At 71.7% G+C, this 25,993-nt stretch carries 25 protein-coding genes; 19 read left to right on the top strand and 6 right to left on the bottom strand.

Annotation, left to right across the window (positions count from 1 at the left end; genetic code table 11):
• Positions 1–443: 443 nt before the first annotated feature.
• The 8 genes from ruvC (at position 444) to LADH09A_RS27270 (ending at position 9,893) form a co-directional block, all read left to right on the top strand.
• Positions 444–971 (top strand): crossover junction endodeoxyribonuclease RuvC, encoded by a 528-nt coding sequence (gene ruvC / locus LADH09A_RS27305; RefSeq protein WP_238648505.1) that lies wholly within the window; start codon positions 444–446, stop codon positions 969–971.
• The gene (ruvA, locus tag LADH09A_RS27300) at positions 968–1,570 is read left to right on the top strand and encodes a Holliday junction branch migration protein RuvA (RefSeq protein ID WP_099852214.1); all 603 of its coding nucleotides are present in this window, start codon (positions 968–970) and stop codon (positions 1,568–1,570) included. Before ruvC ends, ruvA begins: the two co-directional genes overlap by 4 nt.
• 16 nt (positions 1,571–1,586) lie before the next feature.
• Positions 1,587–2,654, top strand: a complete 1,068-nt coding sequence (ruvB, locus tag LADH09A_RS27295; RefSeq protein WP_238648504.1) for a Holliday junction branch migration DNA helicase RuvB — start codon at positions 1,587–1,589, stop codon at positions 2,652–2,654.
• 121 nt (positions 2,655–2,775) lie between these two features.
• Positions 2,776–3,132 carry a preprotein translocase subunit YajC gene (gene yajC, locus LADH09A_RS27290; protein ID WP_372492361.1) on the top strand — a complete coding sequence of 119 codons (357 nt, stop codon included), beginning with the start codon at positions 2,776–2,778 and terminating at the stop codon, positions 3,130–3,132.
• Between the two features lie 277 nt (positions 3,133–3,409).
• A complete protein-coding gene (gene secD, locus LADH09A_RS27285; RefSeq protein WP_238648503.1) occupies positions 3,410–5,320 on the top strand; it encodes a protein translocase subunit SecD in 1,911 nt (636 codons plus the stop codon).
• Between the two features lies 1 nt (position 5,321).
• Complete coding sequence (secF, locus tag LADH09A_RS27280; RefSeq protein WP_238648502.1) at positions 5,322–6,518, top strand: protein translocase subunit SecF; 1,197 nt, start codon at positions 5,322–5,324, stop codon at positions 6,516–6,518.
• Between the two features lie 88 nt (positions 6,519–6,606).
• A complete protein-coding gene (locus LADH09A_RS27275; RefSeq protein ID WP_238648501.1) occupies positions 6,607–7,173 on the top strand; it encodes an adenine phosphoribosyltransferase in 567 nt (188 codons plus the stop codon).
• Between the two features lie 197 nt (positions 7,174–7,370).
• Positions 7,371–9,893 (top strand): RelA/SpoT family protein, encoded by a 2,523-nt coding sequence (locus LADH09A_RS27270; protein ID WP_238648500.1) that lies wholly within the window; start codon positions 7,371–7,373, stop codon positions 9,891–9,893.
• A 66-nt stretch (positions 9,894–9,959) separates the two neighbouring features.
• Here LADH09A_RS27270 and LADH09A_RS27265 read toward each other — a convergent pair whose 3' ends face one another.
• Both LADH09A_RS27265 and LADH09A_RS27260 read right to left on the bottom strand, forming a co-directional pair.
• The gene (locus LADH09A_RS27265) at positions 9,960–10,799 is read right to left on the bottom strand and encodes a peptidylprolyl isomerase (RefSeq protein WP_238648499.1); all 840 of its coding nucleotides are present in this window, start codon (positions 10,797–10,799) and stop codon (positions 9,960–9,962) included.
• Between the two features lie 61 nt (positions 10,800–10,860).
• Positions 10,861–11,739 carry a peptidylprolyl isomerase gene (locus LADH09A_RS27260; RefSeq protein ID WP_238648497.1) on the bottom strand — a complete coding sequence of 293 codons (879 nt, stop codon included), beginning with the start codon at positions 11,737–11,739 and terminating at the stop codon, positions 10,861–10,863.
• Positions 11,740–12,010: 271 nt separating this feature from the next.
• Here LADH09A_RS27260 and LADH09A_RS27255 point away from each other — a divergent pair, with 271 nt between their 5' ends.
• From LADH09A_RS27255 to LADH09A_RS27245, 3 genes are all read left to right on the top strand, one after another.
• Positions 12,011–12,721: an MBL fold metallo-hydrolase gene (locus LADH09A_RS27255; protein ID WP_238648495.1), complete on the top strand. Its 711-nt coding sequence runs from the start codon at positions 12,011–12,013 to the stop codon at positions 12,719–12,721.
• Positions 12,722–12,794: 73 nt separating this feature from the next.
• Positions 12,795–14,123, top strand: coding sequence for a histidine--tRNA ligase (gene hisS / locus LADH09A_RS27250; RefSeq protein WP_238648494.1), 1,329 nt, complete (start codon positions 12,795–12,797; stop codon positions 14,121–14,123).
• A 71-nt stretch (positions 14,124–14,194) separates the two neighbouring features.
• A complete protein-coding gene (locus LADH09A_RS27245) occupies positions 14,195–15,136 on the top strand; it encodes an acyl-ACP desaturase (protein ID WP_238648493.1) in 942 nt (313 codons plus the stop codon).
• Between the two features lie 190 nt (positions 15,137–15,326).
• Here the strand turns inward: LADH09A_RS27245 and LADH09A_RS27240 are convergent, their stop codons facing one another.
• Positions 15,327–15,833 (bottom strand): PaaI family thioesterase, encoded by a 507-nt coding sequence (locus tag LADH09A_RS27240; protein ID WP_238648492.1) that lies wholly within the window; start codon positions 15,831–15,833, stop codon positions 15,327–15,329.
• A gap of 55 nt (positions 15,834–15,888) precedes the next feature.
• Here LADH09A_RS27240 and LADH09A_RS27235 point away from each other — a divergent pair, with 55 nt between their 5' ends.
• Both LADH09A_RS27235 and LADH09A_RS27230 read left to right on the top strand, forming a co-directional pair.
• Positions 15,889–16,365, top strand: a complete 477-nt coding sequence (locus tag LADH09A_RS27235) for a winged helix-turn-helix transcriptional regulator (RefSeq protein WP_238648491.1) — start codon at positions 15,889–15,891, stop codon at positions 16,363–16,365.
• 288 nt (positions 16,366–16,653) lie between these two features.
• Positions 16,654–17,700 (top strand): S1 family peptidase, encoded by a 1,047-nt coding sequence (locus LADH09A_RS27230; RefSeq protein ID WP_238648490.1) that lies wholly within the window; start codon positions 16,654–16,656, stop codon positions 17,698–17,700.
• A gap of 211 nt (positions 17,701–17,911) precedes the next feature.
• On the opposite strand, the gene LADH09A_RS27225 is transcribed toward LADH09A_RS27230, so the two are convergent.
• The gene (locus LADH09A_RS27225; RefSeq protein WP_238648489.1) at positions 17,912–18,556 is read right to left on the bottom strand and encodes a DUF998 domain-containing protein; all 645 of its coding nucleotides are present in this window, start codon (positions 18,554–18,556) and stop codon (positions 17,912–17,914) included.
• Between the two features lie 80 nt (positions 18,557–18,636).
• A complete protein-coding gene (locus LADH09A_RS27220; protein WP_238648487.1) occupies positions 18,637–19,383 on the bottom strand; it encodes a DUF998 domain-containing protein in 747 nt (248 codons plus the stop codon).
• A 155-nt stretch (positions 19,384–19,538) separates the two neighbouring features.
• Here LADH09A_RS27220 and aspS point away from each other — a divergent pair, with 155 nt between their 5' ends.
• From aspS to LADH09A_RS27200, 4 genes are all read left to right on the top strand, one after another.
• Positions 19,539–21,344, top strand: coding sequence for an aspartate--tRNA ligase (gene aspS, locus LADH09A_RS27215; protein WP_238648485.1), 1,806 nt, complete (start codon positions 19,539–19,541; stop codon positions 21,342–21,344).
• 100 nt (positions 21,345–21,444) lie between these two features.
• On the top strand, positions 21,445–22,257 hold the full coding sequence (locus tag LADH09A_RS27210) for a sugar nucleotide-binding protein (protein ID WP_238648483.1): 813 nt from the start codon (positions 21,445–21,447) through the stop codon (positions 22,255–22,257).
• A gap of 66 nt (positions 22,258–22,323) precedes the next feature.
• On the top strand, positions 22,324–22,932 hold the full coding sequence (locus LADH09A_RS27205; protein ID WP_238648481.1) for an ArsR/SmtB family transcription factor: 609 nt from the start codon (positions 22,324–22,326) through the stop codon (positions 22,930–22,932).
• A gap of 55 nt (positions 22,933–22,987) precedes the next feature.
• The gene (locus tag LADH09A_RS27200) at positions 22,988–24,274 is read left to right on the top strand and encodes an MFS transporter (protein ID WP_238648480.1); all 1,287 of its coding nucleotides are present in this window, start codon (positions 22,988–22,990) and stop codon (positions 24,272–24,274) included.
• Positions 24,275–24,314: 40 nt separating this feature from the next.
• On the opposite strand, the gene LADH09A_RS27195 is transcribed toward LADH09A_RS27200, so the two are convergent.
• On the bottom strand, positions 24,315–24,491 hold the full coding sequence (locus tag LADH09A_RS27195) for a GNAT family N-acetyltransferase (protein ID WP_238648478.1): 177 nt from the start codon (positions 24,489–24,491) through the stop codon (positions 24,315–24,317).
• Between the two features lie 78 nt (positions 24,492–24,569).
• Between LADH09A_RS27195 and LADH09A_RS27190 the strand changes: the two genes are divergently transcribed.
• Together LADH09A_RS27190 and LADH09A_RS27185 are read left to right on the top strand one after the other, a co-directional pair.
• Complete coding sequence (locus tag LADH09A_RS27190) at positions 24,570–24,791, top strand: hypothetical protein (protein ID WP_124821643.1); 222 nt, start codon at positions 24,570–24,572, stop codon at positions 24,789–24,791.
• 74 nt (positions 24,792–24,865) lie between these two features.
• The coding region (locus tag LADH09A_RS27185) for a replication-associated recombination protein A (protein WP_238648477.1) at positions 24,866–25,993 on the top strand (1,128 nt) is incomplete at its 3' end.

Below are 25,993 nucleotides of genomic sequence, written 5' to 3'. Positions count from 1 at the left end.
GATCGTGCAACATCCTGGATGTAGTGGCATCCCGGCGTTTCGTGGCCACTACATCCTGGATCGAGCGTGATCTTGACGGCGGTGGGCGCCCGAAGGCCGCTCCCGGTCAGTCGGACGGTGTTCGTCGTCAAGATCCGCTCAATATCAGGGATGTTGCTGTCTCTCGCGCGCCGGAGGCAGCAACATCCGGGAAGTTGCGCAGATCTTGGCGCGGGTCGCGGTCGCGGGTTGCGGTCGCGGGTCGCGGGCCGGGGGTCGTGGGTCGCGGGTCGGGGGTCGCGGGTCGTGGGTCGCGGGTCGGGGGTCGCGGGTCGCGGGGGAGGGAGGCGCGGGTCGGGGGCGCGGGGCGCGCGGTGCGGAAGGCGTGTCCCGTGGGGCTGGAGGGAAGGGCGCCGGTTAGGGTGTCGAACACACGTACTGCTGACAGCTGGGGAGGGGGCGGCGTGCGCGTGCTCGGTGTCGACCCGGGGTTGACCCGGTGTGGGGTGGGCGTGGTCGAGGGTGTGCCGGGCAAGCCCTGCACTCTCATCGCCTACTACGTGGTCTACACCGACCCGGCCGACGACCTGTCCCTGCGCCTGCTGCACCTGGACCGGTCGCTGACCAAACTGGTTGCCGAGCACCAGCCGGAGAGCGTCGCCGTCGAGCGGGTGTTCAGCCAGCACAACGTGCGCACGGTGATGGGCACCGCGCAGGCCAGCGGCATCGCCGTGCTGGCGGGGGCGCGAGCGGGGCTGCCCGTGCAGACGTACACCCCGAGCGAGGTGAAGGCGGCCGTCACCGGGTCCGGTCAGGCCGACAAGGCGCAGATGACCGCCATGGTGACGCGTCTGTTGCGGTTGGCCGAGCCACCGAAGCCGGCCGATGCCGCCGACGCGCTGGCCCTGGCCATCTGCCACGTGTGGCGCGGCGGGACCCGATCCAAGCTGGCTGCCGCGGCCGAGCGGGTACGACGAGGAGGAGCACGATGATCGCCAGCGTGCGCGGCACGGTGACCGCGACGGGTCCGGACCAGGCCGTGATCGAGGTCGGCGGTGTCGGTCTCGCCGTGCACTGCGCCCCCGGGACGCTCGCCGAGCTGCGGGTCGGCCAGGTCGCCCGGCTCGCGACCAGCCTGATCGTGCGGGAAGACTCGCTGACCCTCTACGGCTTCGCCGACGACGACGCCAAGTCGCTGTTCGAGCTGCTCCAGACCGCCAGTGGGGTCGGCCCGCGACTGGCCCAGGCGGTGCTGGCCGTGCACACCCCGGACGCGGTGCGCAAGGCGATCGCCAACGCCGACACGGCGGCGCTGACCCGGGTGCCCGGCATCGGCAAGAAGGGTGCCGAGCGCCTGGTGCTGGAGCTGCGCGACCGGATCGGCCCGGTGTCGATCGGCGCGGACGGCGTGGGCGGGGTGACCGCTGGCGCCTGGCCTGACCAGGTTCGGCAGGCGCTCGTCGGGCTGGGCTGGTCGGCCGGTCAGGCCGACCAGGCGGTGGCCGCCGTGGCGGAGACCATCGACGGCCCGACGCCGCCGGTGCCGGTCCTGCTCAAGCAGGCCATCCGTCTGCTGGGCCGCACCCGATGAGCGCGCGGGCCGTGCGATGAGCGAGATCGACGGGCTTGTCTCGGCGTACGTCAGTGACGCGGAACGGGACGCGGAGGCCACGGTGCGGCCGAGGCGGCTGGCCGAGTTCATCGCCCAGGACCGGGTGCGCGATCAGCTCGACCTGTTGTTGCAGGGCGCGATGCGGCGGGGGTCGCCACCGGATCACATCCTGCTCTCCGGCCCACCGGGGCTGGGTAAGACGAGTCTGGCCAACATCGTCGCCGCCGAGCTGGGCGCGGGCATCCGGGTGACCAGCGGCCCGGCGATCGAGCGTTCCGGTGATCTGGCGGCCATCCTGACCAGCCTCGCCGAGGGCGACGTGCTGTTCATCGACGAGATCCACCGCATCGCGCGGCCGGCGGAGGAGCTGCTCTACAGCGCGATGGAGGACTTCCGGGTCGACGTGGTCGTCGGCAAGGGTCCGGGGGCGACGGCGATCCCGCTGGACGTCGAGCCGTTCACCCTGGTCGGGGCGACGACCCGCTCGGGTCTGTTGACCGGGCCGATGCGGGACCGGTTCGGTTTCGTCGCGCACCTCGACTTCTACGCCCCGGCGGATCTGGAGACGCTGCTGCACCGCTCGGCGCGGATTCTCGGTGTGCCGATCACCCCGGAGGGCGCGTCCGAGATCGCCGGCCGGTCCCGGGGCACGCCCCGGATCGCCAACCGGTTGCTGCGCCGGGTCCGCGACTACGCGGAGGTGCGGGCCGACGGGGTGGTCGATCTCGACACCGCCCGCGCCGCCCTGGTCGTGTACGACGTGGACGCGCTGGGCCTGGACCGGCTGGACCGGGCGGTGCTGACCGCGCTGGTCGACTCGTTCCGAGGTGGCCCGGTGGGCCTGTCCACCCTCGCGGTGGCGGTGGGGGAGCAGCCGGACACGGTCGAGGAGGTCTGCGAGCCGTTCCTGGTCCGTGCCGGTCTGTTGGCCCGTACGCCCCGGGGCCGGGTGGCGACCGAAGGGGCTTGGCGGCATCTGGGACGTACTCCACCGAATGGTACATTTGGTATGGATAGTCCGCCCGCGCCCGATCTGTTCTCCTTGGACACCGATCAGCCGTGATGTGAACGTGATCTGTGCCGCATTCGGCGTTCCCAGGTGCAGGGTTTAGACTTCGCCGCGGTCTGTACAGGACGTGAGAATCCGCCTCCGCTCCGGCATCCAGGTGCCGGGCAGGTGGCCAATGGGAAGGTCAGTAACCGTGCATTTGGCAGCAGCGGGTGGCGGGGCCGGCGGTTTCACGCCGATCCTGATGATCGCCCTGCTCTTCGGTGTCATGTACTTCATGATGATCCGACCCCAGCAGAAGCGCCGCAAAGAGGCAGAGGCGATGCAGTCCAACCTCGGCCCCGGCGACGAGGTCGTCACCATCGGCGGGCTCTACGGCACGGTCACCGGCATCGAGGACGACACCGTCCTGATCGAGGTTGCCCCGGGCGTGCAGGAGCGCTACGCCCGACCGGCCATCGCCCGGGTGGTCACCCGCGCGGAGCTGCCGAGCGAGCCGGTCACCGAGGACGCGGACACCGTCAAGGAGTGACGCCTCCTCCCGGGGCGGCGAGTCCGGCGTACGGCCGGTCGAGCGGCTTCCGGGCTGCCGACGCCCGACGGGGCAGCGGACGAGACGTGAAAACTGGATAGTTGGGTCGACGCCGGGCGTCGGCACGTTCCCGTGACCGTCGGCGTCCCACGCCGGCGTGACCGGTCCTCGTGTCGGCACCTCGTCGGCTCAGGGCCGACCCGTCGGCCGGGACCCCCGGCCCGACACCGCCGCCGCTGCGCGCAGCGGCGCGACCGTACAGGGAGACAGGACAGCCGTGGCACCACCTCAGGGACAGATGCGCCCCGGGCGGCAGCTCGCCGTGCTCGGGTTCATCTTCGTCGTCCTCTATCTTTTGGTGTTCTTCTCGGGTGCCAGCGGCAGCCTGAAGGACCGGCTCGAGCCCAGGCTCGGTCTGGACCTCATCGGCGGGACCCGGGTGACGCTGGAGGCGACGAACAGCGTCGACGGCAAGCCTCCGACGGCGGAGAACCTCGAGGAGGCCCGCCAGATCATCGAGAGTCGCGTCAACGCGTTCGGCGTGGCCGAGGCCGAGGTGGTCACCGAGGGCAACCGCAACATCGTCATCTCCCTGCCCGGTGAGAACCGGGACCTCACCGACGTGGGCAGCGCCGCCGAGCTGCGCTTCCGCAAGGTGATCAAGGGCGCCGACGGCAGCGGGACGGCTGCCGTGCCGCCGCCGGCCGCCACGCCGGTGCCGTCCGGCAGCGCCGTTCCGACCCCGTCCGGCAGCGCGGTCCCGACCCCGTCGGGCAGCGGCGCGCCGAAGGCGACCTCCTCGCCCAGTGGCGGTCAGGGCGGGATGGCCCCGGCGTCGCCGAGCGCCACGCCGACCCCCTCCGCGTCCGCCTCGCCGAGCGCCGCCGCCCCGACGCCGAGCGCCAGCGCCGAGCCGGTGCCGGCCAGTGTCGAGGAGCAGCGCAAGGCCGTCGAGCAGAAGGTGGGCGCGGCGTCCTGGCAGGCCGCCAACGGGCTGCAGGCCCCGGCCGACCTGGCGTCCGACCCGTCGCTGGCCGACAAGCTCAAGCCGTTCGGCGCGCTGACGCCGCGCGAGGTGGCCGTGCTGCCGGCGCAGATGCAGTTCAACGTGCCGACGATCGGCTGTGCGCAGCTCGACAAGCGCCCGCCGGCGTCGATCTCGGACCCGAAGCAGCAGGTGGTCTCCTGCGAGGACGGCGCCTCGAAGTACCTGCTCGACCAGGCCAAGGTGCTGGGCACCGACGTGGACGACGCCGACGCGGTGCTCGACCAGACCAACGCCTGGGTGGTCAGCCTCGACTTCACCGGCGACGGCCAGGGCAAGTGGACGGCGCTGACCCGGGAAGCGTTCAACAACGAGGGTCAGGCCTGCGACGCGACCGCGCTGGGCCAGGACGGCAAGTGCCGCGTGGCCGTCGTGCTGGACAACGAGATCGTCTCCTCCCCGGAGATCCAGGGCGTGCTGACCGGCAACTCCCAGATCACCGGTAACTTCAACCAGAAGGACGCCAGCGCGCTCGCCAGCCAGCTGCGCTACGGCGCGCTGCCGGTGACCTTCGAGCAGCAGGAGCAGCAGAACGTCACGGCAACCCTGGGTGCCAGCCACCTGCGCGCCGGTCTGCTGGCGGCCGGCATCGGCATGCTGCTGGTCATCATCTACGCGTTCTTCTACTACCGGCTGCTCGGCTCGGTGATCTTCCTGAGCCTGATCCTCTCGGCGCTGCTCGTCTTCGGCGCGCTGGTGGTGCTCGGCCGGCAGATCGGCTTCACGCTCACCCTCGCCGGCATCGCCGGAATGATCGTGTCGTTGGGTGTGGCGGCGGACTCGTTCGTCATCTACTTCGAACGACTGAAGGACGAGATCCGGGAGGGTCGCAGCCCGCGGAGCGCGGTGCCCCGCGCCTGGATCCGCGCCCGCCGGACGATCATCTCGGCCAACGCGATCACCCTGCTCTCCGCGGTGGTGCTCTACGTGGTCTCGGTCGGCACGGTCAAGGGCTTCGCGTTCGCCCTCGGTCTGGCCACCGTCCTGGACCTGGTCGTGGTCTTCCTCTTCCGTCACCCGATCATGACCATGTTCGCCCGGACCCGGGCGTTCCTGTCCCCGCGGGTCAGCGGTCTGGGCCGGGCGCTTCCGGCCCGCAACCAGCCGACTCAGCCCCGCAACCCGCGCGCCAAGGAGGCCTGAGATGGCTGAAAACGGTCTGGCGAGCCGCCTTTACAACGGCGAGGCCGGTCTCAACGTCGTCGGCCGCCGCAAGCTCTGGTTCGGCGTCGCCGGGGTCCTGATCCTGATCGCGATCCTCAGCTTCGGTCTGCGTGGCTTCAGCCTCGGCATCGAGTTCGCCGGTGGCAACTCGTTCCAGGTGCCGGCCAGCGTCGGCACTCTGGAGGACGCCGAGCGGGAGGTCAACGCGGCCCTCGCCGCCGAGAACACCGGCGCCCACGTCGCCACCGCGCAGAAGGTCGGCGGCCCCGGCGGCGACTCCTACGAGCTGCGTACCGGTCAGCTCAGCGCCGAGCAGGTCAACGCGGTCAAGACCCAGATCGCCTCGGACCTCGGCATCAACGCCGACCAGATCAGTGGCAACCAGGTCAGCGAGGCGTGGGGCAGCCAGGTGACCGAGCGGGCCGTGCTCGGTCTGGTCATCTTCATCGCGCTGGTGATGGTCTACCTGATCCTGCGCTTCGAGTGGCGGATGGCGGTCGCCGCGGTCGCCTCGCTGTTCATGAACCTGATCCTCACCGCCGGCATCTACTCTCTGGTCGGCTTCGAGGTCACCCCGTCGACGATCATCGGCTTCCTCACGATCCTGGGCTTCGCGCTCTACGACGTGGTGGTGGTCTTCGACAAGGTGCAGGAGAACACCAGAGGCATCACCGCCAACAACAACCAGACGTACAGCGAGGCGGCCAACCTGGCCGTCAACCAGAGCCTGATGCGGTCGCTGAACACCTCGGTGGTCGCCCTGCTGCCGGTCGGCGGTCTGCTCTTCATCGGTGCCGGCCTGCTCGGCGCCGGCACGCTGAAGGACCTCGGCCTGGTGCTGTTCGTCGGTATGGCGGTGGCGTTCCTGACCTCCATCCTGGTGGCCACCCCGCTGCTGGCGCTGCTCAAGAACTACGACCCGCGGATCCAGGCGCACAACAAGCGCGTCCTGAGCCGGCGGGGCGCCCTGGCCCGCGGCGAGATCACCCCGAAGGGTGCCGTGAGCCCGGCTCAGGCCGACGCGACCGACGAGCCGCTCGACCCGGACGCCGCCGCGCTGGCGGGTGCCGCCCCCAAGGTGGGCGCCCGGCCGGCGGGCAAGCGGCCGACCGGCGCCCGGGGCGGTCGCCCGGGTGGCGGCGGCAACCGGCCGGGTGGTGGCGCCAAGCGGCGCTGACCCGAACGGAAACACCGAAACGGCGTCCGGCATGCTGTGTGAGCAGCACTGCCGGACGCCGTCGTCGTCGAAGGAGAGCGGAACAGCCGTGACGGAGACCCACAGCACCGAGGCGCGCGGGGACAGCGGCCCGGAGGCCGCCCGACTGGTCGCCAGCCGGGTGCTGGACGTGCCCGACTTCCCCAAGCCCGGCGTCATGTTCAAGGACCTGATGCCGCTGTTCGCCGACGGGAAGGTCTTCCGTGAGGTGATCGACGGAATCGTCGCGTACCACGGGCGGGACGCCTTCGACGTGGTGGTCGGCATCGAGGCGCGCGGCTTCGTCGTCGCGGCGGCCGTCGCCTACGCGGCCGGGGTGGGCGTGGTGCCGGTGCGCAAGGCCGGCAAGCTGCCCCGCCCGGCGCACTCGGTCTCCTACTCGCTGGAGTACGGCGAGGCCACCCTGGAGGTGCACGAGGATGCCTTCACCGCCGGGCACCGGGTCCTGGTCGTCGACGACGTGCTGGCAACCGGCGGCACCGCCGAGGCGACGCTGGACCTGGTCGAGCGGGCCGGCGGCACCGTGACCGGCTTCACCGTGCTGCTGGAGCTGGGGTTCCTGGGCGGTCGGGAGCGGCTGGCGCAGCGTCCGGTGCACGCCCTGCTGACCGTTTGAGTCGTACGACACGCGGCTGACCGTTTGATCCCAGATCCGGCGGGCGCTGCCGGCGTCGACCGTCCGGCGGAGCGGCAGGGGGCCTCCGGTGCGGGTAGCATTGCCCTTTGCTGACGCCGGCCGCACACGTCCGGCGAGGCGAGACCAGGCCGACCGATGTTCGGTCGGTGTTTTTCCGGCGAGCGGTGAGGAGGCCGGTGTCCCACGATGTCGTCCCTCCGGCGGAGGGCACGGTGCACCCGACAGGCGACGCTGACGGCTCGGTGACTGACCGGTCAGGCGACGCGCCGGCCCGGGTGACGGGCACCGGCAACGGCTCCGGCAGGGCTGCGGGCGAGAGCACGGTGCGCCCGATCAGCGGTCCGCCGAGCGTCGAGGCCGAGCCCGGCGCCGATGGGGTTGTGGTGCCGTTCCCGACCGACGCGGGCATCGACCCGTCGCCGAGCGGTGGCTTCGGGCTGTCCAACGCGCCCACCGGTCGGCGGGTCCGGGCCCGGCTGGCCCGGTTCAACGCACCCTGGCAGACCTCGCAGGTCAGCGAGGTGCTGGAGCCGCTCATCGCGAGCCACCGGGACAACCACCCCAAGGCCGACGCCCGCCTGCTCCAGCGCGCCTTCGACACGGCCGCGCGGTGGCACTCCGGGCAGTACCGCAAGTCCGGCGACCCGTACATCACCCATCCGCTCGCGGTGGCGACCATCCTCGGCAACCTGGGGATGGACACCACCACGCTGGTCGCCGCGCTGCTGCACGACACCATCGAGGACACCGAGTACACCCTCGACCAGATGCGCGCCGACTTCGGTGGCGAGGTCGCCCTGCTGGTCGACGGCGTCACGAAGCTCGACAAGGTCAAGCTGGGTGACGCGGCCAAGGCCGAGACGATCCGCAAGATGGTCGTGGCGATGGCCAAGGACCCCCGGGTGCTGGTGATCAAGCTGGCCGACCGGCTGCACAACATGCGCACCCTGACCTTCCTGCCCCGCCCCAAGCAGGAGCAGAAGGCCAAGGAGACGCTGGAGATCCTGGCGCCTCTCGCGCACCGGCTCGGTATGAACACGATCAAGTGGGAGCTGGAGGACCTGTCCTTCGGCACGTTGTTCCCGAAGCGCTACGAGGAGATCAACCGGCTGATCGGGGAGCACCAGCCGCAGCGCGAGACGCTGCTGCGGCAGGTCACCCAGAAGGTCGGCACCGACCTGAAGGCCGCCAAGATCAAGGCGGAGACCACCGGGCGGCCGAAGCACCTCTACTCGATCTACCAGAAGATGATCGTGCGGGGTCGGGACTTCAACGACATCTACGACCTGGTCGGGGTGCGGATCCTGGTCGACACCGTTCGGGACTGCTACGCGGCGCTGGGCGTCATCCACGCCAACTGGCAGCCGGTGCCGGGCCGCTTCAAGGACTACATCGCGATGCCCAAGTTCAACATGTACCAGTCGTTGCACACGACGGTCATCGGGCCCACCGGCAAGCCGGTGGAGATGCAGATCCGCACGTACGCGATGCACCGCACCGCGGAGTTCGGCATCGCCGCGCACTGGAAGTACAAGGAGCACAAGGGCACCCAGATCGTCGGCCCGCCCGCGCACATCGACGAGATGACCTGGCTGCGGCAGCTGCTCGACTGGCAGCGGGAGGCGGCCGACCCGAGCGAGTTCCTGGACGCGCTGCGCTTCGACCTGTCCAGCCAGGAGGTGTACGTCTTCACCCCGAAGGGTGACGTCATCCCGCTGCCGACCGGGTCGACGCCGGTGGACTTCGCGTACGCGGTGCACACCGAGGTCGGGCACAAGTGCATCGGCGCGCGGGTCAACGGCAAGTTGGTGCCGTTGGAGTCGACGCTGTCCAACGGCGACGTGATCGAGATCTTCACGTCGAAGTCCGAGACGGCCGGCCCGACGCAGGACTGGCTGGGCTTCGTCAAGAGCCCCCGCGCGCGGACGAAGATCCGGCAGTACTTCAACAAGGAGCGCCGCGAGGAGGCGATCGAGGCCGGCAAGGACGCGATCGTCAAGGCGATGCGCAAGCAGGGCATGCCGTTGCAGCGGATGCTCACCTCCGACGCGCTGATGTCGATCGCGCGGGACCTGCACCTCGCCGACGTGGCCTCGCTCTATGCGGCGGTCGGCGACAGCCAGGTCTCCGCGCAGTCGGTGGTGCAGAAGCTGATGGCCGCGTACGGCGGCGAGGAGGGCGCGGCGGAGGACATCGCCGAGACCGCCGTCGCCACCCGGCCACCGCGCAGCCGGCAGAGCAGCAGCGACCCCGGTGTGGTGGTCCGGGGCGTCAGCGACGTCTGGATCAAGCTGGCCCGCTGCTGCACCCCGGTCCCACCGGACTCGGTGTTCGGCTTCGTCACCCGCTCCGGCGGGGTGAGCGTGCACCGCGACGACTGCGCCAACGCCGAGGATCTGCGGGCGCAGAGCGAGCGTGTGGTCGAGGTGAGTTGGAAGCTCACCTCCGCCTCGACGTTCCTGGTCGCGATCCAGGTCGAGGCACTGGACCGGCACAAGCTGCTGGCCGATGTCACCCGGGTGCTCTCCGACGAGCGGGTCAACATCCTCTCCGCGACCGTCACCACCACCCGCGACCGGGTGGCGGTGAGCCGGTTCAGCTTCGAGATGGCCGACCCGAAGCACCTGGGTCACCTGCTGGCCACGGTCCGCAAGGTCGACGGCGTCTTCGACGCCTACCGGGTCACCTCCGGCGCCTGACGCGTACCCCGTACACGACAGCGCCCGCCGGCTGAGCCGGCGGGCGCTGTGTCGTGTGCTCGGGCGTCAGCCCTGCGGGTTGCTCATGAGGAGGTCCTTGATGATGACCTCCTTCTTCGGGTGGCCACCGCCGGCCTGCTGGGCGAACGCCCCGTCGTCGCCGGCCTTGGCCACGTCCTTGACGATGTCCAGGCCACCGGTGATGGTGCCCAGCACCGTGTACGCCGGGTCCAGCGGCGAGTCGCCGTAGACGATGAAGAACTGGCTGCCGGTGCTGCCCGGCTGGCCGGAGTTGGCCATCGCGATGACACCCTCCGGGTACGGCGGGCGCTTGTCGGTGGGCAGGTTCTCCTCGGGCAGGCGGTAGCTCGGGCCACCCTGGCCGTCGGTCTCCCGCCAGCCGTTGCCGGTGGCGCTGGGGTCACCGCACTGCAACACCTTGATGCCCTCGGTCACGAGGCGGTGGCACTTGGTGTTGTCGAAGAAGTTCTTCTCCGCCAGGTAGGTGAAGCTGCCCGCCGTGCAGGGCACCAGCGACCGGTCGACCTTGGCGGTGATCGGGCCGAGGTTGGTGTCGATCGTCATGGTCTGCACGCCCTTGGCGTACTGCTCGTTGCTCGGCACCCCGACGTCCTTGATCTGCGGGGGCCGCTGCTCGGTCGGCATCGCGTTGAAGACGCACTCGGACGCCCCGGCCGCGGGCGCGGCGGTGTCGCCCTTGTCGTCGTCGTCGCCGAGGCTCATCGCCAGCCAGACGGTGCCGGCGACCACGAGCACCAGCGCGGCAGCCGCACTGACGATCGCCTGTGTCTGCCGGCGCTTGCGGGCCTTGGCCGAGCGCTCGGCCATCTCCTTCTCGAGCCGGGCGCGTGCCGCCGCGCGCTGCCGCTCTCTGGTGGACGTCACGCCTGGATCCTCCTGGGCTGTCTGCTGCTGAGTGCCGCTTGGGGTGGGTGGTGGCGCCCGGTCAGCCGGCGCTCGGGCTGCTGCCCGGGGCGCCGGAGGCCGGGGGCGCGGCGCCGGTGACCGGCTCACCGACCGTGAGGCTCTGGATCGTCACGTCGGTGCTGGGCTTGACCTTGGCCCCGGTCCCATTGTCCACGGTCGGGAGGGCGCCGATCTTCTCCACCACGTCGAGCCCGCCGGTCACCCGGCCGATCACCGGGTACTTCGGGTCGGCGGTGGTGAAGTCCTTGAAGAAGATCAGGAACTGGCTGCCGTTGCTGCCCGGCGGGTTGGAGACCATCGCCACGGTGCCCTTCGGGTACGTCGGCGGCTGGCCGGGGGCCGGGCTGGCCGACGGGGACGCCGACGGCACGGTCGGCACCTCCTCGTCGTAGAACGAGTAGGTGGGCCCGCCGAGGCCGGTGCCGCTGGGGTCGCCGCAGTGCAGCGCGCCCTCGGTGGTGATCTCGTGGCACGTGGTGTTGTCGTAGAACGACCGGCTCGCCAGGTGGGCGATGCTCGCCGCCGCGCACGGGGAGTTGGTGAGGCTGAGCTCCGCGGTGATGGGCGCGCCCTGGTTGGTGGTCACCGTCATCGCCCGGGTGCCGTCGGTGGGCAGATCCTTGGTCGCCGGCGTGCCGACGTCCTTCAGGTTGGTGTTGGCCGTCGCGTCCTGCGGCGTCCAGAGGCAGGTCTCCTCCGCGGCCGTGTTCTGCTTCGGGTCGGAGTCGAACGCCCCGAGCGCCCAGGCCGAGCCGGCCACCACCAACACGAGGATCAGGGCGGCACCGACACCGGCCTGGATCTGCCGACGGCGCCGCGTCGCGGCGGCCCGGCGAGCCAACTGCCGGTCGAGCTTTTCCCGCGCCAGTTTGCGCTGCCGGTCCCTGCTGGAAGCCACCCGTGCTCCCCTTTCCTCTACCTGGTCGTCGCCGGCGACCGGGCGTCCCGGCCCGTCCGGGCGTCACGTGTGTCGCGCCACACGCCCGCCAGAGTGTACGGCTAGCGACTGGGAATGTGGTGTACGAGGCTCCACCCCATCCCGAGCAGCGCTTATCGGGCATTGTCACTGTGCCGTACGGGGCGCGAGGGGCGGACGCGGCAAAGTCGCTCGGCACGCCCGTTAGGCTGCTGGGCAGGACGACAGCTGCTCGACGGAAAGGACAGCGCCCGTGCTCGTGGCCGGCTTTCCCGCGGACGCCTTCGGCACCAACTGTTACGTGGTTGCCACCGCGCCGGGGGAGCAGTGCGTGGTGGTCGACCCCGGCATCGGGGTGCTCGACCAGCTCGATGCCCTGCTGGCCGAGCACCGCCTGCATCCGGCCGCCGTGCTGCTCACCCACGGCCACCTCGACCACACCTTCTCGGTCGCGCCGGTCTGTGACGCTCGTGGCGTCACCGCCTACGTGCACCCGGGCGACCGGGAGATGCTGGCCGACCCGTCCAAGGGCCTGTCGGCCGACCTGACGTCGCTCTTCGGCGGTCGGTTGAGCTACACCGAGCCGGAGGACGTGGCGGAGCTGACCGACGGCGCCACGCTCACGCTCGCCGGCCTGGAGATCGCCGTCGACCACGCCCCGGGCCATACCGGCGGGTCGGTGCTGTTCCGGCTGCCGGGCGCCGGGTCGGGCTGGGAGGCAGACGAGCTGTGCCTCTCCGGTGACGTCCTGTTCGCCGGGTCGATCGGGCGCACCGACCTGCCGGGCGGAAGCATGCCGGCCATGCTCACCAGCCTGCGCGACAAGATCCTTCCGCTGGCCGACGACACCGTCGTGCTGCCCGGCCACGGCCCCGCCACCACCATCGGCCGTGAGCGCGCCAGCAACCCGTACCTCATCGAGGTGGCTGGCACGTCGCCGGCCGCTCCCACCCGGGGCCTCTAGATCTTTCGTCCGCGCCGCGCGCGGACACACGACAGCACCGCGCCGCGGGCGCGGCACCGCAAGGAGTACGCCGATGAGCAAGCCCACGCCCATCTCCGGTTTCCCGGAGTGGACCCCCGGTCAGCGGATGATCGAGCAGTTCGTGCTCGACAAGATCCGGGCCACCTTCGAGCTGTACGGCTTCGCGCCGCTGGAGACCCGCGCGGTGGAGCCGCTGGACCAGTTGCTGCGCAAGGGCGAGACCTCGAAGGAGGTCTACGTGATCCGGCGGCTGCACGCCGACGCGGAGAGTGCCGGTGGTGACGACCAGCTCGGCCTGCACTTCGACCTGACCGTGCCGTTCGCCCGGTACGTGCTGGAGAACGCCGGCAAGCTGGCGTTCCCGTTCCGCCGCTACCAGATCCAGAAGGTGTGGCGGGGTGAGCGCCCGCAGGAGGGCCGCTACCGGGAGTTCGTGCAGGCCGACATCGACATCGTCGACCGGGACACCCTGGCCCCGCACCACGAGGCGGAGATGCCCCTCGTCATCGGCGACGCGCTGCGCTCGTTGCCGATCCCGCCGGTGACGATCCAGGTCAACAACCGCAAGATCTGCGAGGGTTTCTACCGGGGTATCGGGCTGACCGACCCGGAGGCGGCGCTGCGCGCGGTGGACAAGCTCGACAAGATCGGCCCGGCGAAGGTGGCCGACCTGCTGGCCCAGACCGCCGGGGCGAGCGAGGCGCAGGCCAAGGCGTGCCTGGCGCTGGCCGAGATCTCCGCCCCGGACGCCTCGTTCGCCGACGCCGTCCGCGCGCTCGGGGTCAGCGATCCGCTGCTCGACGAGGGCATCGACGAGCTGGTCCGGGTGGTGGAGACCGCCGCCGAGCACGCGCCCGGCCTCTGCGTCGCGGACCTGCGCATCGCCCGTGGCCTGGATTACTACACGGGCACGGTGTACGAGACCCAGCTGCGCGGCTACGAGCGGTTCGGCTCGATCTGCTCCGGCGGCCGGTACGACAACCTGGCCACCGCCGGCAACGTCTCGTACCCCGGGGTGGGGATCTCGATCGGGGTGACCCGGCTGCTCGGGCTGCTCTTCGGCGCGGGGGAGCTGTCGGTGTCCCGGGAGGTGCCGACCGCCGTGCTCGTCGCGGTGACCAGCGAGGAGCAGCGCACGGCCAGCAACCGGGTGGCCGAGGCGCTGCGACGGCGCGCGGTGCCGACCGAGGTGTCGCCGAGCGCCGCGAAGTTCGGCAAGCAGATCCGCTACGCCGAGCGGCGCGGCATCCCGTACGTCTGGTTCCCCGGTGTCGATGGTGCGCCGGACGAGGTGAAGGACATCCGCTCGGGTGAGCAGGTCACGGCCGGTGCGCAGGAGTGGATGCCCCCTCTGGGGGACCTCACGCCAACGGTCGGGTGAGTGTCTCCACTGGCGCTTCCGGCCGCGGGGACCTACGGTAGCGTAAGTTACGCCACCGTAGGGAGTTTCTCGTGACCGTCAGCACCACACTCAGTCAGACCGCACTGCTCGTCGAGTTGGAGCCGGTGGTCGCCCGCAACCTGGACCGCCACCTCGCGCTCGCCAAGGAGTGGTTCCCGCACGAGTACGTGCCGTGGAGCGAGGGGCGGACCTTCGACGGCCCGCTCGGCGGCGAGGCGTGGTCACCGACCGACTCGACCATCCCGGACGTGGCCCGCACCGCGCTGATCGTGAACCTGCTGACCGAGGACAACCTGCCCTCGTACCACCACGAGATCGCCACCCTGTTCGGCCGCGACGGCGCGTGGGGCACCTGGGTGCACCGGTGGACCGCGGAAGAGGGCCGGCACGGCGTCGCGATCCGCGACTACCTGACCGTCACCCGGGCCGTCGACCCGGTGGCGCTGGAGCGGGCCCGGATGACGCACATGTCCGAGGGCTACACCAACGCCCACGGCGACGAGGTGCTGCACTCGCTGGCGTACGTCTCGTTCCAGGAGCTGGCCACCCGGATCTCGCACCGCAACACCGGCAAGGCCACCGGCGACCCCGCCTGCGAGGCGCTGCTGGCCCGGGTGGCGGCCGACGAGAACCTGCACATGGTCTTCTACCGCAACCTGCTCGCCGCCGCGTTCGAGCTGGCCCCGAGTCAGGCCATGCGGGCCGTCGCCGACGTGGTGGCCGACTTCCAGATGCCGGGCAGCGGCATCGACGGTTTCGCCCGCAAGTCGGTGGCGATCGCCCTGGCCGGCATCTACGACCTGCGCCAGCACCGCGACGAGGTGTTGCAGCCGGTCCTGCGCCAGTGGGACGTCTTCAACGTGACCGGCCTCAACGCCGACGGCGAGGCCGCCCGCGAGGAGCTGTCCACCCAGCTGGACGCGCTGAACCGTGCCGCGAGCCGCTTCGAGGAGAAGCGCGACGCCCGAGCAGCCCGCCTAGCCCTCCGCTAACCCCCCGCCCCGCCCGCACCCCGCCCCACGTCCCACGTCCCACGTCCGCCCCACCACCCCACCCGCCCCCCACCCGGGTTGATCAAGAGCTTTCGGTCAGCGAAAGCTCGTTTTCTGACGAAAATCTCTTGATCAACTCAAGCGGCGGGTGGGGCGTGGGGGCGGGGTGGGGGTGGGGGTGGGGCGTTGGTTAGGGGAGGGGGAGGATCAGGCAGGTGCTGGTGGCGTGGGCTATCAGGCGGGCTTTCGCGTCGGTGATGCGGGCCTCGGCCAGAGCCGTACGTCGGCCACGTTGCAGCACGGTGCCCTCGCAGCGCAGCGTGCCGCTGTCGACCGTGACCGGGCGGAGGAACTTCACGTTGAGGTCCAGCGAGGTGTAGCCGACGCCGGCGGGCAGGGTGGTGTGCACGGCGCACCCGGCGGCGGTGTCCAGCAGCGTCGAGAGAACGCCACCGTGGACGGTGCCGAGCGGGTTGTAGTGGAACTCCTGCGGGGTCAGCTCGACGCTGACCCGGCCCTCGTCGGCCTCCATCCGGGTCATGTCGAGCAGGTGCATCACCGGCGGTGCGGCCAGCTCGCCGGCGATCATCGCCCGCAGCATGTCGATGCCGCTGCGTCGACCGACCTGGGCGGCGTTGGCCGCCGGGTCCGCCCAGCTGAAGGTCCGGCTGCGCGCCGGTTCCTGCGTCTGCGTCATGGACGCAGCCTGGCAGCAGGTTGCTGAGTCTGTCAATGAGACCTAGCCTGGTCGGATGCGACCCGCGGCACTGGACTGGTCGGTGGACAACTGCACCATCGCCCGCGCCATGGAGATCCTCGGTGAGCGGTGGACCCTGGTGGTGCTCCGCGAGGTGTTCACCGGCGTACGCCGCTTCGACGACATGCGGGTGCGCACCGGAATCCCGCGCCAGGTGCTGACCAACCGGCTGTCCACTCTCGTGGAGCAGGGCGTGCTGAGCCGTGAGCCGTACCGGGAGCCCGGCAGCCGGTTGCGCCACGAGTACCGGCTGACGGAGAAGGGCCTGGACCTGTGGCCGGTGCTGGTCGCCGTGCTCGGGTGGGGCGATCGGTACCTCGCCGGTCCGGAGGGTCCGCCGCTGAGCGTCACTCACCGTGACTGCGGGGCGTCGGTCCGTGTGGAGCTGCGCTGCGCCGAGGGGCACGACGTGGACCAGTCGCGCGACGTGGTGCCGCGCCCGGGCCCCGGCGCCCGTCGACGTGACCCCTGACGCGCGGCGTCCCGCACCCACCCCGCATCCTGCATCGACAAGACATCGATGATCGTGCGTACGAAATCGATGCGGGTGTGACGGTGGTTGTTCCCCAGCGTGTCAGGGGTGTTGCGGCATTGTGGCCTACCAAGATCGGCGGATCCGGGCGGAAACAAGCCTTGTCAATGATCTTAAGTATGTGAATACTTCAGTTCACTCGACCGGTTTTCGCAGATCGGCCGGGTTGCCCTCGGGTCAGCCGTTCCCCCCGGCGAGACCCGTCCCCCCGCCCAGGAGGTTTGTTACATGCGACCCACGAGGTCCTCGTTCCGCGTCGCGGCCACCGTCGCCGTGTCCGGATCCCTGGTCGTCGGCGCGCTCATCGGCGCACCCGCCCAGGCCGCTCCTGCCGCCTCGCCCGACGCCGCCGCGGCGCTCTCCGCGGCACTCGGCGACCGCTCCGCCGGCTCGTACATCGACGCCAGCGGCAAGTCCGTCGTCACGGTGACCGACGCCGCCGCCGCCAGCAAGGCGAGCAAGGCCGGCGCCGTCGTCCGCTACGTCACCCGTGGTGCCGGCGAGCTCAACCGGGCCACCGCGGACCTGGAGCGCTCCGCCAAGATCCCGGGCACCGCCTGGTGGAGTGACCCGGTCACCAACCAGGTCGTCGTCTCCGTGGACAGCACCGTCACCGGTGCGAAGCTGGAGCGGGTCAAGGCCGCCGCCGCGCGGGCCAACGGCGCGGTCCGGGTCGAGGCCGAGGCCGGCGTGCTGAGCACCCGGATCTCCGGCGGTCAGGCCATCTACGCCGGCGGCGGCGGGCGTTGCTCGCTCGGCTTCAACGTGCGCAGTGGCAGCACCTACTCCTTCGTGACGGCCGGGCACTGCACCAACATCTCGGCCAGCTGGTACTCGAACTCCGCCCAGACCTCGCTGCTCGGCACCCGTACCGGCACCAGCTTCCCGGGTAACGACTACGGCATCGTGCGGCACAACAACTCGGCCAACGCGGCCGGCAACGTCTCGCTCTACAACGGCAGCTTCCGCGACATCACCGGCTCCGGCAACGCGTCGGTCGGCCAGTCGGTGCAGCGTTCCGGCAGCACCACCGGCCTGCGCAGCGGCTCGGTGAACGCGACCAACGCCACGGTGAACTACGCCGAGGGCTCGGTCTCCGGCCTGATCCGCACCAACGTCTGCGCCGAGCCGGGCGACAGCGGCGGCTCGCTGTTCGCCGGTGGCACCGCCCTGGGCCTGACCTCCGGCGGCAGTGGCAACTGCCGCACCGGTGGTACGACCTTCTTCCAGCCGGTCACCGAGGCGCTCAGCCGCTACGGCGTCAGCGTCTTCTGATCCAGTCACCGCCAGCGGGCCGCCGGATTCGTCCGGCGGCCCGTTCGCTGTCCGGGCCACCGTGCACCGCTGTGCAGACCACCCGGCACCGCTGTCCTGGCCACCGTGCACCGCTGTCCGGGCCACCGTGCACCGCTGTCCTGGCCACCGTTGTCCTGATCGCCGGCCACGGTGTGCTCGGCGTACCCCGGACATGGCCGACGCCGGGCGGTCAGCGCGGCGCGGACGCTCCCGGCCGCCGCTCGGAGGCCAGCGCGGCGAGCACGGCGGCCAACGGTACGACCGCCTCGGCGGCCGCCACCAGCCGCTCCGACAACCCGATCCGTGCGCCGTCGGTGAAGAGCTCGACGGCGAACCAGCCGAGCAGTCCGAGGAGCACCGCCGTCACCGCGAGCGCAGTCCCGCGGACGCGCGGAGCCGACCCGTCCGGTAGATCGCGCTGGACCTGCTCGTGCGACGGCGCCGCTCGGCGGGGCACCGCCAGGGCGGGCCAGACGGCCAACGCCACGAACGCCACGCCAGCGGCGACGGCGTGCGTCGTTGAGCCGCCTCCCGGGCGTTGCGGGAACGCGACCAGCACCAGGGTGGCAAGGCCGCCCAGGGCGAGCAGCCCGCGAGCCGCTGGTGCCGCGGCGACCAGGCCGAGCGCGGTTGCCAGGTGACAGAGACCCAGGCCGGCCAGCGCCACCGTCATGATCCAGCGTTGGTCCGCGTCCGTGGCGGCAAGCGCGCTGATGGTCTGCCGGATCGGGTCGAACCCGTCGGGTTGGGCGGCCTGCGCCAGCGTCCAGCCTCCGATGAGAAACACCGGCGCGCCGCCGGCGGACAGCAGGGCCCAGCGGGGAACGGCGGACATCGGGTGATCGTAGCGGTGCGACGGCCCCACTCCCGGGGCCGACACCTGGCGTACGTGCCGACCGGGCGCCGGGCTGTGACCTATGGCAGCCGGTCGGGCCGCCGAGGCGCGGGCCCACCAGCGGGCCCACCAGCGGGCCCGAGCGGATCCGGGGGTACGACGCCGCCGGTCGGCAGGTTCGGGCCGATGGCTGTCGCGCCGCCGACGGCCCAGGCCAGGTGCGCCCGCCGGGCGGAGAGGATGGCCAGCAGTGGCCACAGTGAGACCGCCACCGCCGTCACCCGCTCGGCCAGCCCGGTGCGCGACCCGCTGGTGACCTCGTACGCGCACCACCCGAAGAGCGCCAGCAGCACCACCGTGGCGCTCAACCCCACCGCCCGGCGGAACGCCCAGGGCGGTTCGGGCCTGCTCGGGTGCGCGGCGTCGTGCCCGCGCGGGAGCCACAGTGCCGAGCCGGCCGGCCAGAGCGCCAGGGCGAGGACCGCCACGGTCGCCGCGATGCCGTGGCTGAGCGAACCGCCGACCGTGGGCCGGGGAAACGCGACCAGCGCGATGGTCGCCACCCCACCGACGGCCAGCAGGAAACGGCTGGGCAGACCGGCCGCGTGCAGGACGGCGGCGACGGCCAGGTAGCAGCACCCGAGCAGCACCAAAGCCGTGATCATGATCCAGGCGTCGACGGCCTCCTGCCCGGCCAGCTCGCTGATGGTGTCCCGGATCGGGTCGTAACCGGCGGGCTGTCGCGCCTCCGCGACCGTCCAGCCGGCCACCAGCAGCAGGGGTGCGGCAGCCGCCGTGGCGACGGCCCAGTTCGGTACGGCGCGCATTTCGCCACGTTAACCGGCCTGGCCGCCGGCTGAGTCGGGTTCGCCGGGCTGCCCCACCTGCGAATCGCGTCGGCCTGGCGGGTGCCCCGGAGGCAGGGCGGCCACCCCTGACAGAATGCCGGTGAGGACTGTTCCACGATGAGGAGTTGCCAGCCGTGATCCGTACCCACAATGCCGGAAGCCTGCGCGCCGCGGACGCCGGCTCGACGGTGACGCTCGCCGGCTGGGTGGCCCGCCGGCGCGACCACGGCGGGGTCATCTTCGTCGACCTGCGCGACGGTTCCGGTGTTGTCCAGGTGGTGTTCCGTGAGGAAGATGCGCACGCGTTGCGCAACGAGTTCTGCGTGAAGGTCGTCGGTGAGGTGACCCGGCGTCCGGCCGGCAACGAGAACCCGGAGCTGCCCACCGGCGAGGTCGAGGTGACCGTCACCGAGCTGGAGGTGCTCTCCGAGGCGGCGCCGCTGCCGCTGCCGGTCGACGACCAGATCGAGGCCGGCGACGACATCCGGCTCCGCTACCGCTACCTGGACCTGCGCCGCAGTGGCCCGGCGAACGCGCTGCGGCTGCGCTCGCGTGCCAGCCACCTGGCCCGGGGCGTGCTGCACGAGCGGGACTTCCTGGAGATCGAGACGCCGACGCTGACCCGCTCGACGCCCGAGGGCGCCCGCGACTTCCTGGTCCCGGTGCGGCTTCAGCCCGGCAGTTGGTACGCGCTGCCGCAGTCGCCGCAGCTGTTCAAGCAGCTGCTGATGGTCGGCGGCATGGAGCGGTACTACCAGATCGCCCGCTGCTACCGCGACGAGGACTTCCGCGCCGACCGGCAGCCCGAGTTCACCCAGCTCGACATCGAGATGTCGTTCGTCACCGAGGACGACGTGATCGACCTCGGCGAGGCGATCGTCTCGGCGCTCTGGAAGGACCTGGCCGGGCACGAGATCAGCCAGCCGATCCCGCGGATCACCTGGCACGACGCGATGGCCCGGTACGGCTCCGACAAGCCGGACCTGCGCTACGGGGTCGAGCTGACCGAGCTGACCGAGTACCTGCGCGGCACCGAGTTCCGGGTCTTCGCCGGGGCGATCGACGCGGGCGGTTACGTCGGCGCGGTCGTGATGCCGGGTGGCGCGTCGCAGAGCCGCAAGGAGCTGGACGGCTGGCAGGACTGGGCCAAGGCGCGCGGCGCGCGCGGTCTGGCGTACGTGGTGCTCGACGCGGAGACCGGCGAGGCGCGTGGCCCGGTGGCGAAGAACCTCTCCGCCGAGCACCTGGGCGGGCTCGCCGACACGGTCGGCGCCAAGCCGGGCGACGCGATCTTCTTCGCCGCCAGCGCCACCACCCGGGAGGCGCAGGAGCTGCTGGGCGCGGCCCGCGTCGAGATCGCCAAGCGGACCGGGCTGATCGACGAGAGCGCCTGGGCGTTCTGCTGGGTGGTCGACGCGCCGATGTTCGAGCGGACGGACGAGGGCGGCTGGACGGCCGTGCACCACCCGTTCACCTCGCCGAACTCCGAGTGGGTCGACCGGTTCGAGGAGGCTCCGGACCGGGCCCTGGCGTACGCGTACGACATCGTCTGCAACGGCAACGAGATCGGCGGCGGGTCGATCCGTATCCACCGGGGTGACGTGCAGAAGCGGGTGTTCGACCTGCTCGGCATCACCCCCGAGGAGGCGCAGGACAAGTTCGGCTTCCTGCTGGAGGCGTTCAAGTACGGCGCCCCTCCGCACGGCGGCATCGCCTTCGGCTGGGACCGGGTGTGCATGTTGCTGGCCGGCGCCGACTCGATCCGCGAGGTCATCGCCTTCCCGAAGACCCGTGGTGGCTTCGACCCGCTGACCAGCGCTCCCACCCCGATCACCGCCCAGCAGCGCGCCGAGGCCGGCATCGACGCCAAGCCGAAGCCGCCCGCCACCGCCCACACCGGAACGGCGGGCGCGGCAGCCCCGGTAGCCGACCCGGTCTAGAGGCGCCGCCTCCGCGCCATGCTTGGTTGATCAAGAGGTTTGCGTCATCATCGCCCGGCGAGATGACGCAAACCTCTTGATCAACAGGGGAGTGGGCTGGATGCGGGTGCTTGTCGTCGGCGGTAGTGGGCTTCTGGGGCGTGCCGTTTGTCGGCGGGGACTGCGCGCTGGGTTTTCTGTTTTCGGGACCTTCCACTCGGGTTTCGTCGGGGTGCTGGGGGTCGGGGAGCACCGACTGGACGTGACCGACCGGGCCGCCGTGCGCGCGCTGGTCGCCCAGGTGCGGCCGGACGCCGTGGTCGGGACCCCCTATCGGTACGACGACTGGGCGGTCACCGCGGACGGGGCCGCGAACGTGGCGGTCGCCGCCGCCGAGGCGGGTGCCCGGCTGGTGCACGTGTCCAGTGACGCGCTGCACGCCGGCCGTCCCACGCCCTACGCCGACGACGACCCGCCCACGCCGGTGCACGCGTACGGTGCCGCGAAGGCCGCCGCCGAGACCGCCGTGCGGGCGATCGACCCCGGCGCGGCCCTGGTGCGTACCTCGCTGATCCTGGGGGAGGGCAGCAAGCAGATCCAGCTCTGCCGGGACGCGCTCGCCGGCCGGGCGGTGCTGTTCAGCGACGAGTTGCGCTGCCCGGTCGACGTCACCGACCTTGCGGACGCCGTCCTGGAACTGGTCGCCTCCCCGTACGCCGGTCTGCTCAACGTGGCCGGCCCGGACGCCGTGAGCCGGGCCGAGCTGGGCCTGCTGGTCGCCGAGCGGCTCGGGCTGGACGCGGCCGGGCTGAAGACCACCACCGGGGCCGCCGTCGGCCTGTCCCGCCCCCTCGACGTACGCCTCGACTCCGCTCGCGCCGCCGGCCTGCTGCGCACGCGGCTGAGGGGAGTGCGCGAACTCCTGGCGCGCTGAGCAGAGATGCACACTTCCTATGCATAACTCTTGTGCATAGGAAGTGTGCAGAGATAGTGTGCGTTCATGACGAACGACGAAACGACCCCGCGGCCGGCGCCGCGTGAGGTACGGATCGACAAACGGCAGGTCCGGGTGCTGGCGCACCCGCTGCGGATGCGGCTGGTCGGGGCCCTGCGGGTGAAGGGCCCCGCCACGGCCACCACCCTCGCGGAACTGCTCGGCACCAACACCGGCGCGACCAGCTACCACCTGCGCCAACTCGCCGAGGTCGGGCTGGTCGTCGAGGATCCCGACCGGGGCACCGGGCGGCAGCGCTGGTGGCAGGCCGCACACGACGTCACCAACTGGGATCCGAGCGACTTCGACGACGACCCCGACGCCCGGGCCGCGATCGAGTGGATCCAGGGCGACCAGGTGCGTCTCCTCGCCGAGACCGCCGACCACTGGTTCGCCACGCAGCACGAGTGGTCGCCCGCCTGGCGGGACGCCTTCGGCATGAGCGACATCTTCATGACCATTCCGCCGGCCCGGCTGAAGGAGTTGGAGGCGGAGGTGTGGCAGGTGCTGGAGCGCTACCACCGTGAGGCCGACACCGCGGACCCGGCCGACCCGGAGGCCCGCCCGGTGCAGGTCTTCCTGGCCGCCTACCCGTTGCGCGAGGGCCTCCAGTGAGCGCGAGGAGTGAGCCGGGTTTGCGAGCCTCGCAGTCGCGAAGGGAGGTGGCGTCGTGAGCGCGCTGACCGTACGCCAGGTCCGGCGTCGCTACCTCACGCTCTACGGCCTGCGCTGGCTGCCCACGGGCCTGATGATCCCGGTCATGATCCTGCTGATGCAGGAGCGTGGCCTGTCGCTGCCGCAGATCGGCCTGGTCGGCACCGCGCAGGGCCTGCTGGTGCTGGCGCTGGAGTTGCCCACCGGTGGGCTCGCCGACGCCCTCGGCCGGCGGCCGGTGCTGCTCGCCGCCGGAGCGATCAACCTCGCCTCGCTGGCGCTGTTCGCGGTGGCCGACTCGTTCGTGCTGTTCTTCGCGGTCTGGGCCCTACAGGGGGTCTACCGGGCGTTGGACAGCGGCCCGCTGGAGTCCTGGTACGTCGACGCCACCCTGGCCGCCGACCCGGACGCCGAGTACGAGCGCGGTCTCGGCTACGCCGGCACCGTCGTCGGCGGCGCGATCGGCGCCGGCGCCCTGATCAGCGGTGGCCTCATTGCACTCGGCCCGATCGGGCCGGTCACCGCGCTCACGGTGCCGGTGCTGGCCGCCATCGTGGCACAGGCGATCGCACTGGTCGCGCTGGTCGTGCTGCTCGTCGAGCAGCGGCCGGCCACCGGGTTCGCGGCCCTGCGGGCCTCCGTGGTCCAGGCCCCCCGGATGATCGGCGAGGCGGTCGGGCTGCTGCGCCGCTCCCGGGTGCTGCTGGCCCTGGTCGCGGTGGAGCTGTTCTGGGGCTTCGGCATGGTCACCTTCGAGTCGCTGCTGCCGGTGCGTCTCGCCGAGGTGATCGGTGACCCGGAACGCGCCGCCGCGCTGCTCGGGCCGGCCAACTCGGCCGCCTGGCTCGCCTCGGCCGCAGGCGCGGCGCTGACCCCGCTGCTGCTGCGCTGGTTCGGTGCCGCACCGGGCGCGGCCCTGCTGCGCATCCTGCAGGGGGTGACGGTGGTCGGGATGGGGCTGTTCGCCGGGCCGGTCGGGGTGCTCGTGGCCTACCTGGCCTGCTACGCAGTGCACGGCGCGTCCAACCCGCTGCACAGCGGGCTGCTGCACCGGCAGGTCGACGGCCCGTACCGGACCAGCGTGCTGTCGCTGAACTCGATGGTGGGGCAGCCGGCCGGCGCGCTCGGCGGGGTGGCGCTGACCGCACTGGCGGCCGCCACCAGCGTCGGCACCGCGATGGTGGTCGGCGCGGTGGTGCTCGCCGTCGCCGCCCCGCTCTACCTGCCCGCCTGGCTGGCCGGCCGCCGCCGCGCCCCCGCCGCCGAGCCGCCGGCGGTTCCCGTGCCGGCCGCCGACCGGTGAGCCACGAGGTGCCCCTGTCACGACAGGGGCACCTCGCATCTCACCCCAGGCGGACCGAGCTGAGCGGCAGGGTGTTGGTGAAGCCGAGCCGACGGTAGAGGCGTGCCGCCCCGACGTTGTCCGGGTAGACGCCCAGCCCGACGGTGTCGTGACGGGCCAGCAGCGCCCGCGTCATCCCGGCGGTCAGGGCGGCACCCAGGCCCCGACGCAACCACATCCACGGTGGAGATTGGCGAGTGGACCGATTGGGTACATCACGCGCCGACCTACTGGGAACCCCCACCGGAGGACCGACATGCTCGCCATTCTCGCGGCCATCGTCTTTGGCTTCGCTCTGCTGCTCGATCTGCTCAACACCGACTTCGGCGCACCTGACCTGTTCAACTGGAACACGCTCGTCCTCATCGGCCTGCTCCTTCTCTCGCTCTACCTGGGCGGCGTGGGCAGCGGCCCGCGCAGTGGTGGCGGTGGCGGCGGCGGCCGCTGGTACCGGGGCCGTCGCCCCGGTCGTGGCTGACCGGAACCGATCACCGGTGGCGGGCCCGCGGCGCGATTCCGGCGTCGTGGGCCCGGCCCGGTACTGTCTTCGTGATGGAGTCCGACGCCCTCTTCTCCCTCGGTGAACCCGCCGGGTCGCGCAGCGCGCCCGACGGTCCCGCCGGTGTCGACGGCTTCACCGCGGTGGCCGACGACTCGCCCCTGCCCGTCCGGATGCGCCCGGTGACCCTCGACGAGCTGGTCGGGCAGGACCACCTGCTCGCCCCCGGCGCCCCGCTCCGGCAGTTGGTCTCCGGCGGCGCTCCGCTGTCGGTGATCCTCTGGGGCCCGCCGGGCAGCGGCAAGACCACCATCGCGCACCTGGTGGCCGGGGCGACCGACCGCCGCTTCGTCGCCATGTCGGCGCTCTCCGCCGGCGTCAAGGACGTGCGGGCGGTGATCGAGGCGGCCCGCCGTCAGCGCCGCTCGGGCGGCCCGCAGACCGTGCTCTTCATCGACGAGGTGCACCGGTTCAGCAAGACCCAGCAGGATTCGCTGCTCGCCGCCGTCGAGGACCGTACGGTCACGTTGCTGGCGGCGACCACCGAGAACCCGTACTTCTCGGTCATCTCGCCGTTGCTGTCGCGGTGCGTGCTGCTCACCCTGCAACCGCTGGACGACGCGGCGGTGCGAGGCCTGTTGCGCCGCGCGGTCACCGACAAGCGCGGCCTGGACGGCGCCCTGACCCTGACCCCGGACGCCGAGGACCACCTGGTCCGGCTGGCTGCCGGTGACGTCCGCAAGGCGCTCACCGCGCTGGAGGCGGCGGCGGCCTCCGCCGCGGCTCTCGGCGCCGGGCGGATCGACCTCGCCACCGCCGAGCAGGCCGTCGACGTGGCGGCGGTGCGTTACGACCGCGACGGCGACGCCCACTACGACGTGGTCAGCGCCTTCATCAAGAGCATGCGCGGCTCGGACGTGGACGCCGCGGTGCACTGGCTGGCCCGCATGCTGGTCGCCGGCGAGGACGCCCGGTTCATCGCCCGCCGCCTGGTCATCTTCGCCAGCGAGGACGTCGGCATGGCCGACCCGGGGGCCCTGAGCGTGGCCACCGCCGCCGCGCACGCCGTCGAGTACGTCGGGCTGCCCGAAGCGCAGCTCAACCTGGCCCAGGCGGTGATCCACCTGGCGACGGCGCCCAAGTCGAACTCCGCCACCACCGCCATCGGCGCCGCGATCGCC

The sequence above is a fragment of the Micromonospora cabrerizensis genome, assembly GCF_022230955.1.
GTDB lineage: Bacteria > Actinomycetota > Actinomycetes > Mycobacteriales > Micromonosporaceae > Micromonospora > Micromonospora cabrerizensis.
Note: the sequence above shows the minus strand (reverse complement) of the source record. Positions and strands in the feature narration are given on the sequence as shown.

Excerpts from the sequence above, each read along its gene's own strand:
- ruvA (WP_099852214.1), top strand. The coding sequence starts at position 968 with ATGATCGCCAGCGTGCGCGGCACGGTGACCGCGACGGGTCCGGACCAG.
- ruvB (WP_238648504.1), top strand. The coding sequence starts at position 1,587 with ATGAGCGAGATCGACGGGCTTGTCTCGGCGTACGTCAGTGACGCGGAA.
- yajC (WP_372492361.1), top strand. The coding sequence starts at position 2,776 with ATGGGAAGGTCAGTAACCGTGCATTTGGCAGCAGCGGGTGGCGGGGCC.
- secF (WP_238648502.1), top strand. The coding sequence starts at position 5,322 with ATGGCTGAAAACGGTCTGGCGAGCCGCCTTTACAACGGCGAGGCCGGT.
- hisS (WP_238648494.1), top strand. The coding sequence starts at position 12,795 with ATGAGCAAGCCCACGCCCATCTCCGGTTTCCCGGAGTGGACCCCCGGT.
- LADH09A_RS27240 (WP_238648492.1), bottom strand. The coding sequence starts at position 15,833 with ATGACGCAGACGCAGGAACCGGCGCGCAGCCGGACCTTCAGCTGGGCG.
- LADH09A_RS27235 (WP_238648491.1), top strand. The coding sequence starts at position 15,889 with ATGCGACCCGCGGCACTGGACTGGTCGGTGGACAACTGCACCATCGCC.
- LADH09A_RS27230 (WP_238648490.1), top strand. The coding sequence starts at position 16,654 with ATGCGACCCACGAGGTCCTCGTTCCGCGTCGCGGCCACCGTCGCCGTG.
- LADH09A_RS27225 (WP_238648489.1), bottom strand. The coding sequence starts at position 18,556 with ATGTCCGCCGTTCCCCGCTGGGCCCTGCTGTCCGCCGGCGGCGCGCCG.
- LADH09A_RS27220 (WP_238648487.1), bottom strand. The coding sequence starts at position 19,383 with ATGCGCGCCGTACCGAACTGGGCCGTCGCCACGGCGGCTGCCGCACCC.
- LADH09A_RS27210 (WP_238648483.1), top strand. The coding sequence starts at position 21,445 with ATGCGGGTGCTTGTCGTCGGCGGTAGTGGGCTTCTGGGGCGTGCCGTT.
- LADH09A_RS27205 (WP_238648481.1), top strand. The coding sequence starts at position 22,324 with ATGACGAACGACGAAACGACCCCGCGGCCGGCGCCGCGTGAGGTACGG.
- LADH09A_RS27195 (WP_238648478.1), bottom strand. The coding sequence starts at position 24,491 with ATGTGGTTGCGTCGGGGCCTGGGTGCCGCCCTGACCGCCGGGATGACG.
- LADH09A_RS27190 (WP_124821643.1), top strand. The coding sequence starts at position 24,570 with ATGCTCGCCATTCTCGCGGCCATCGTCTTTGGCTTCGCTCTGCTGCTC.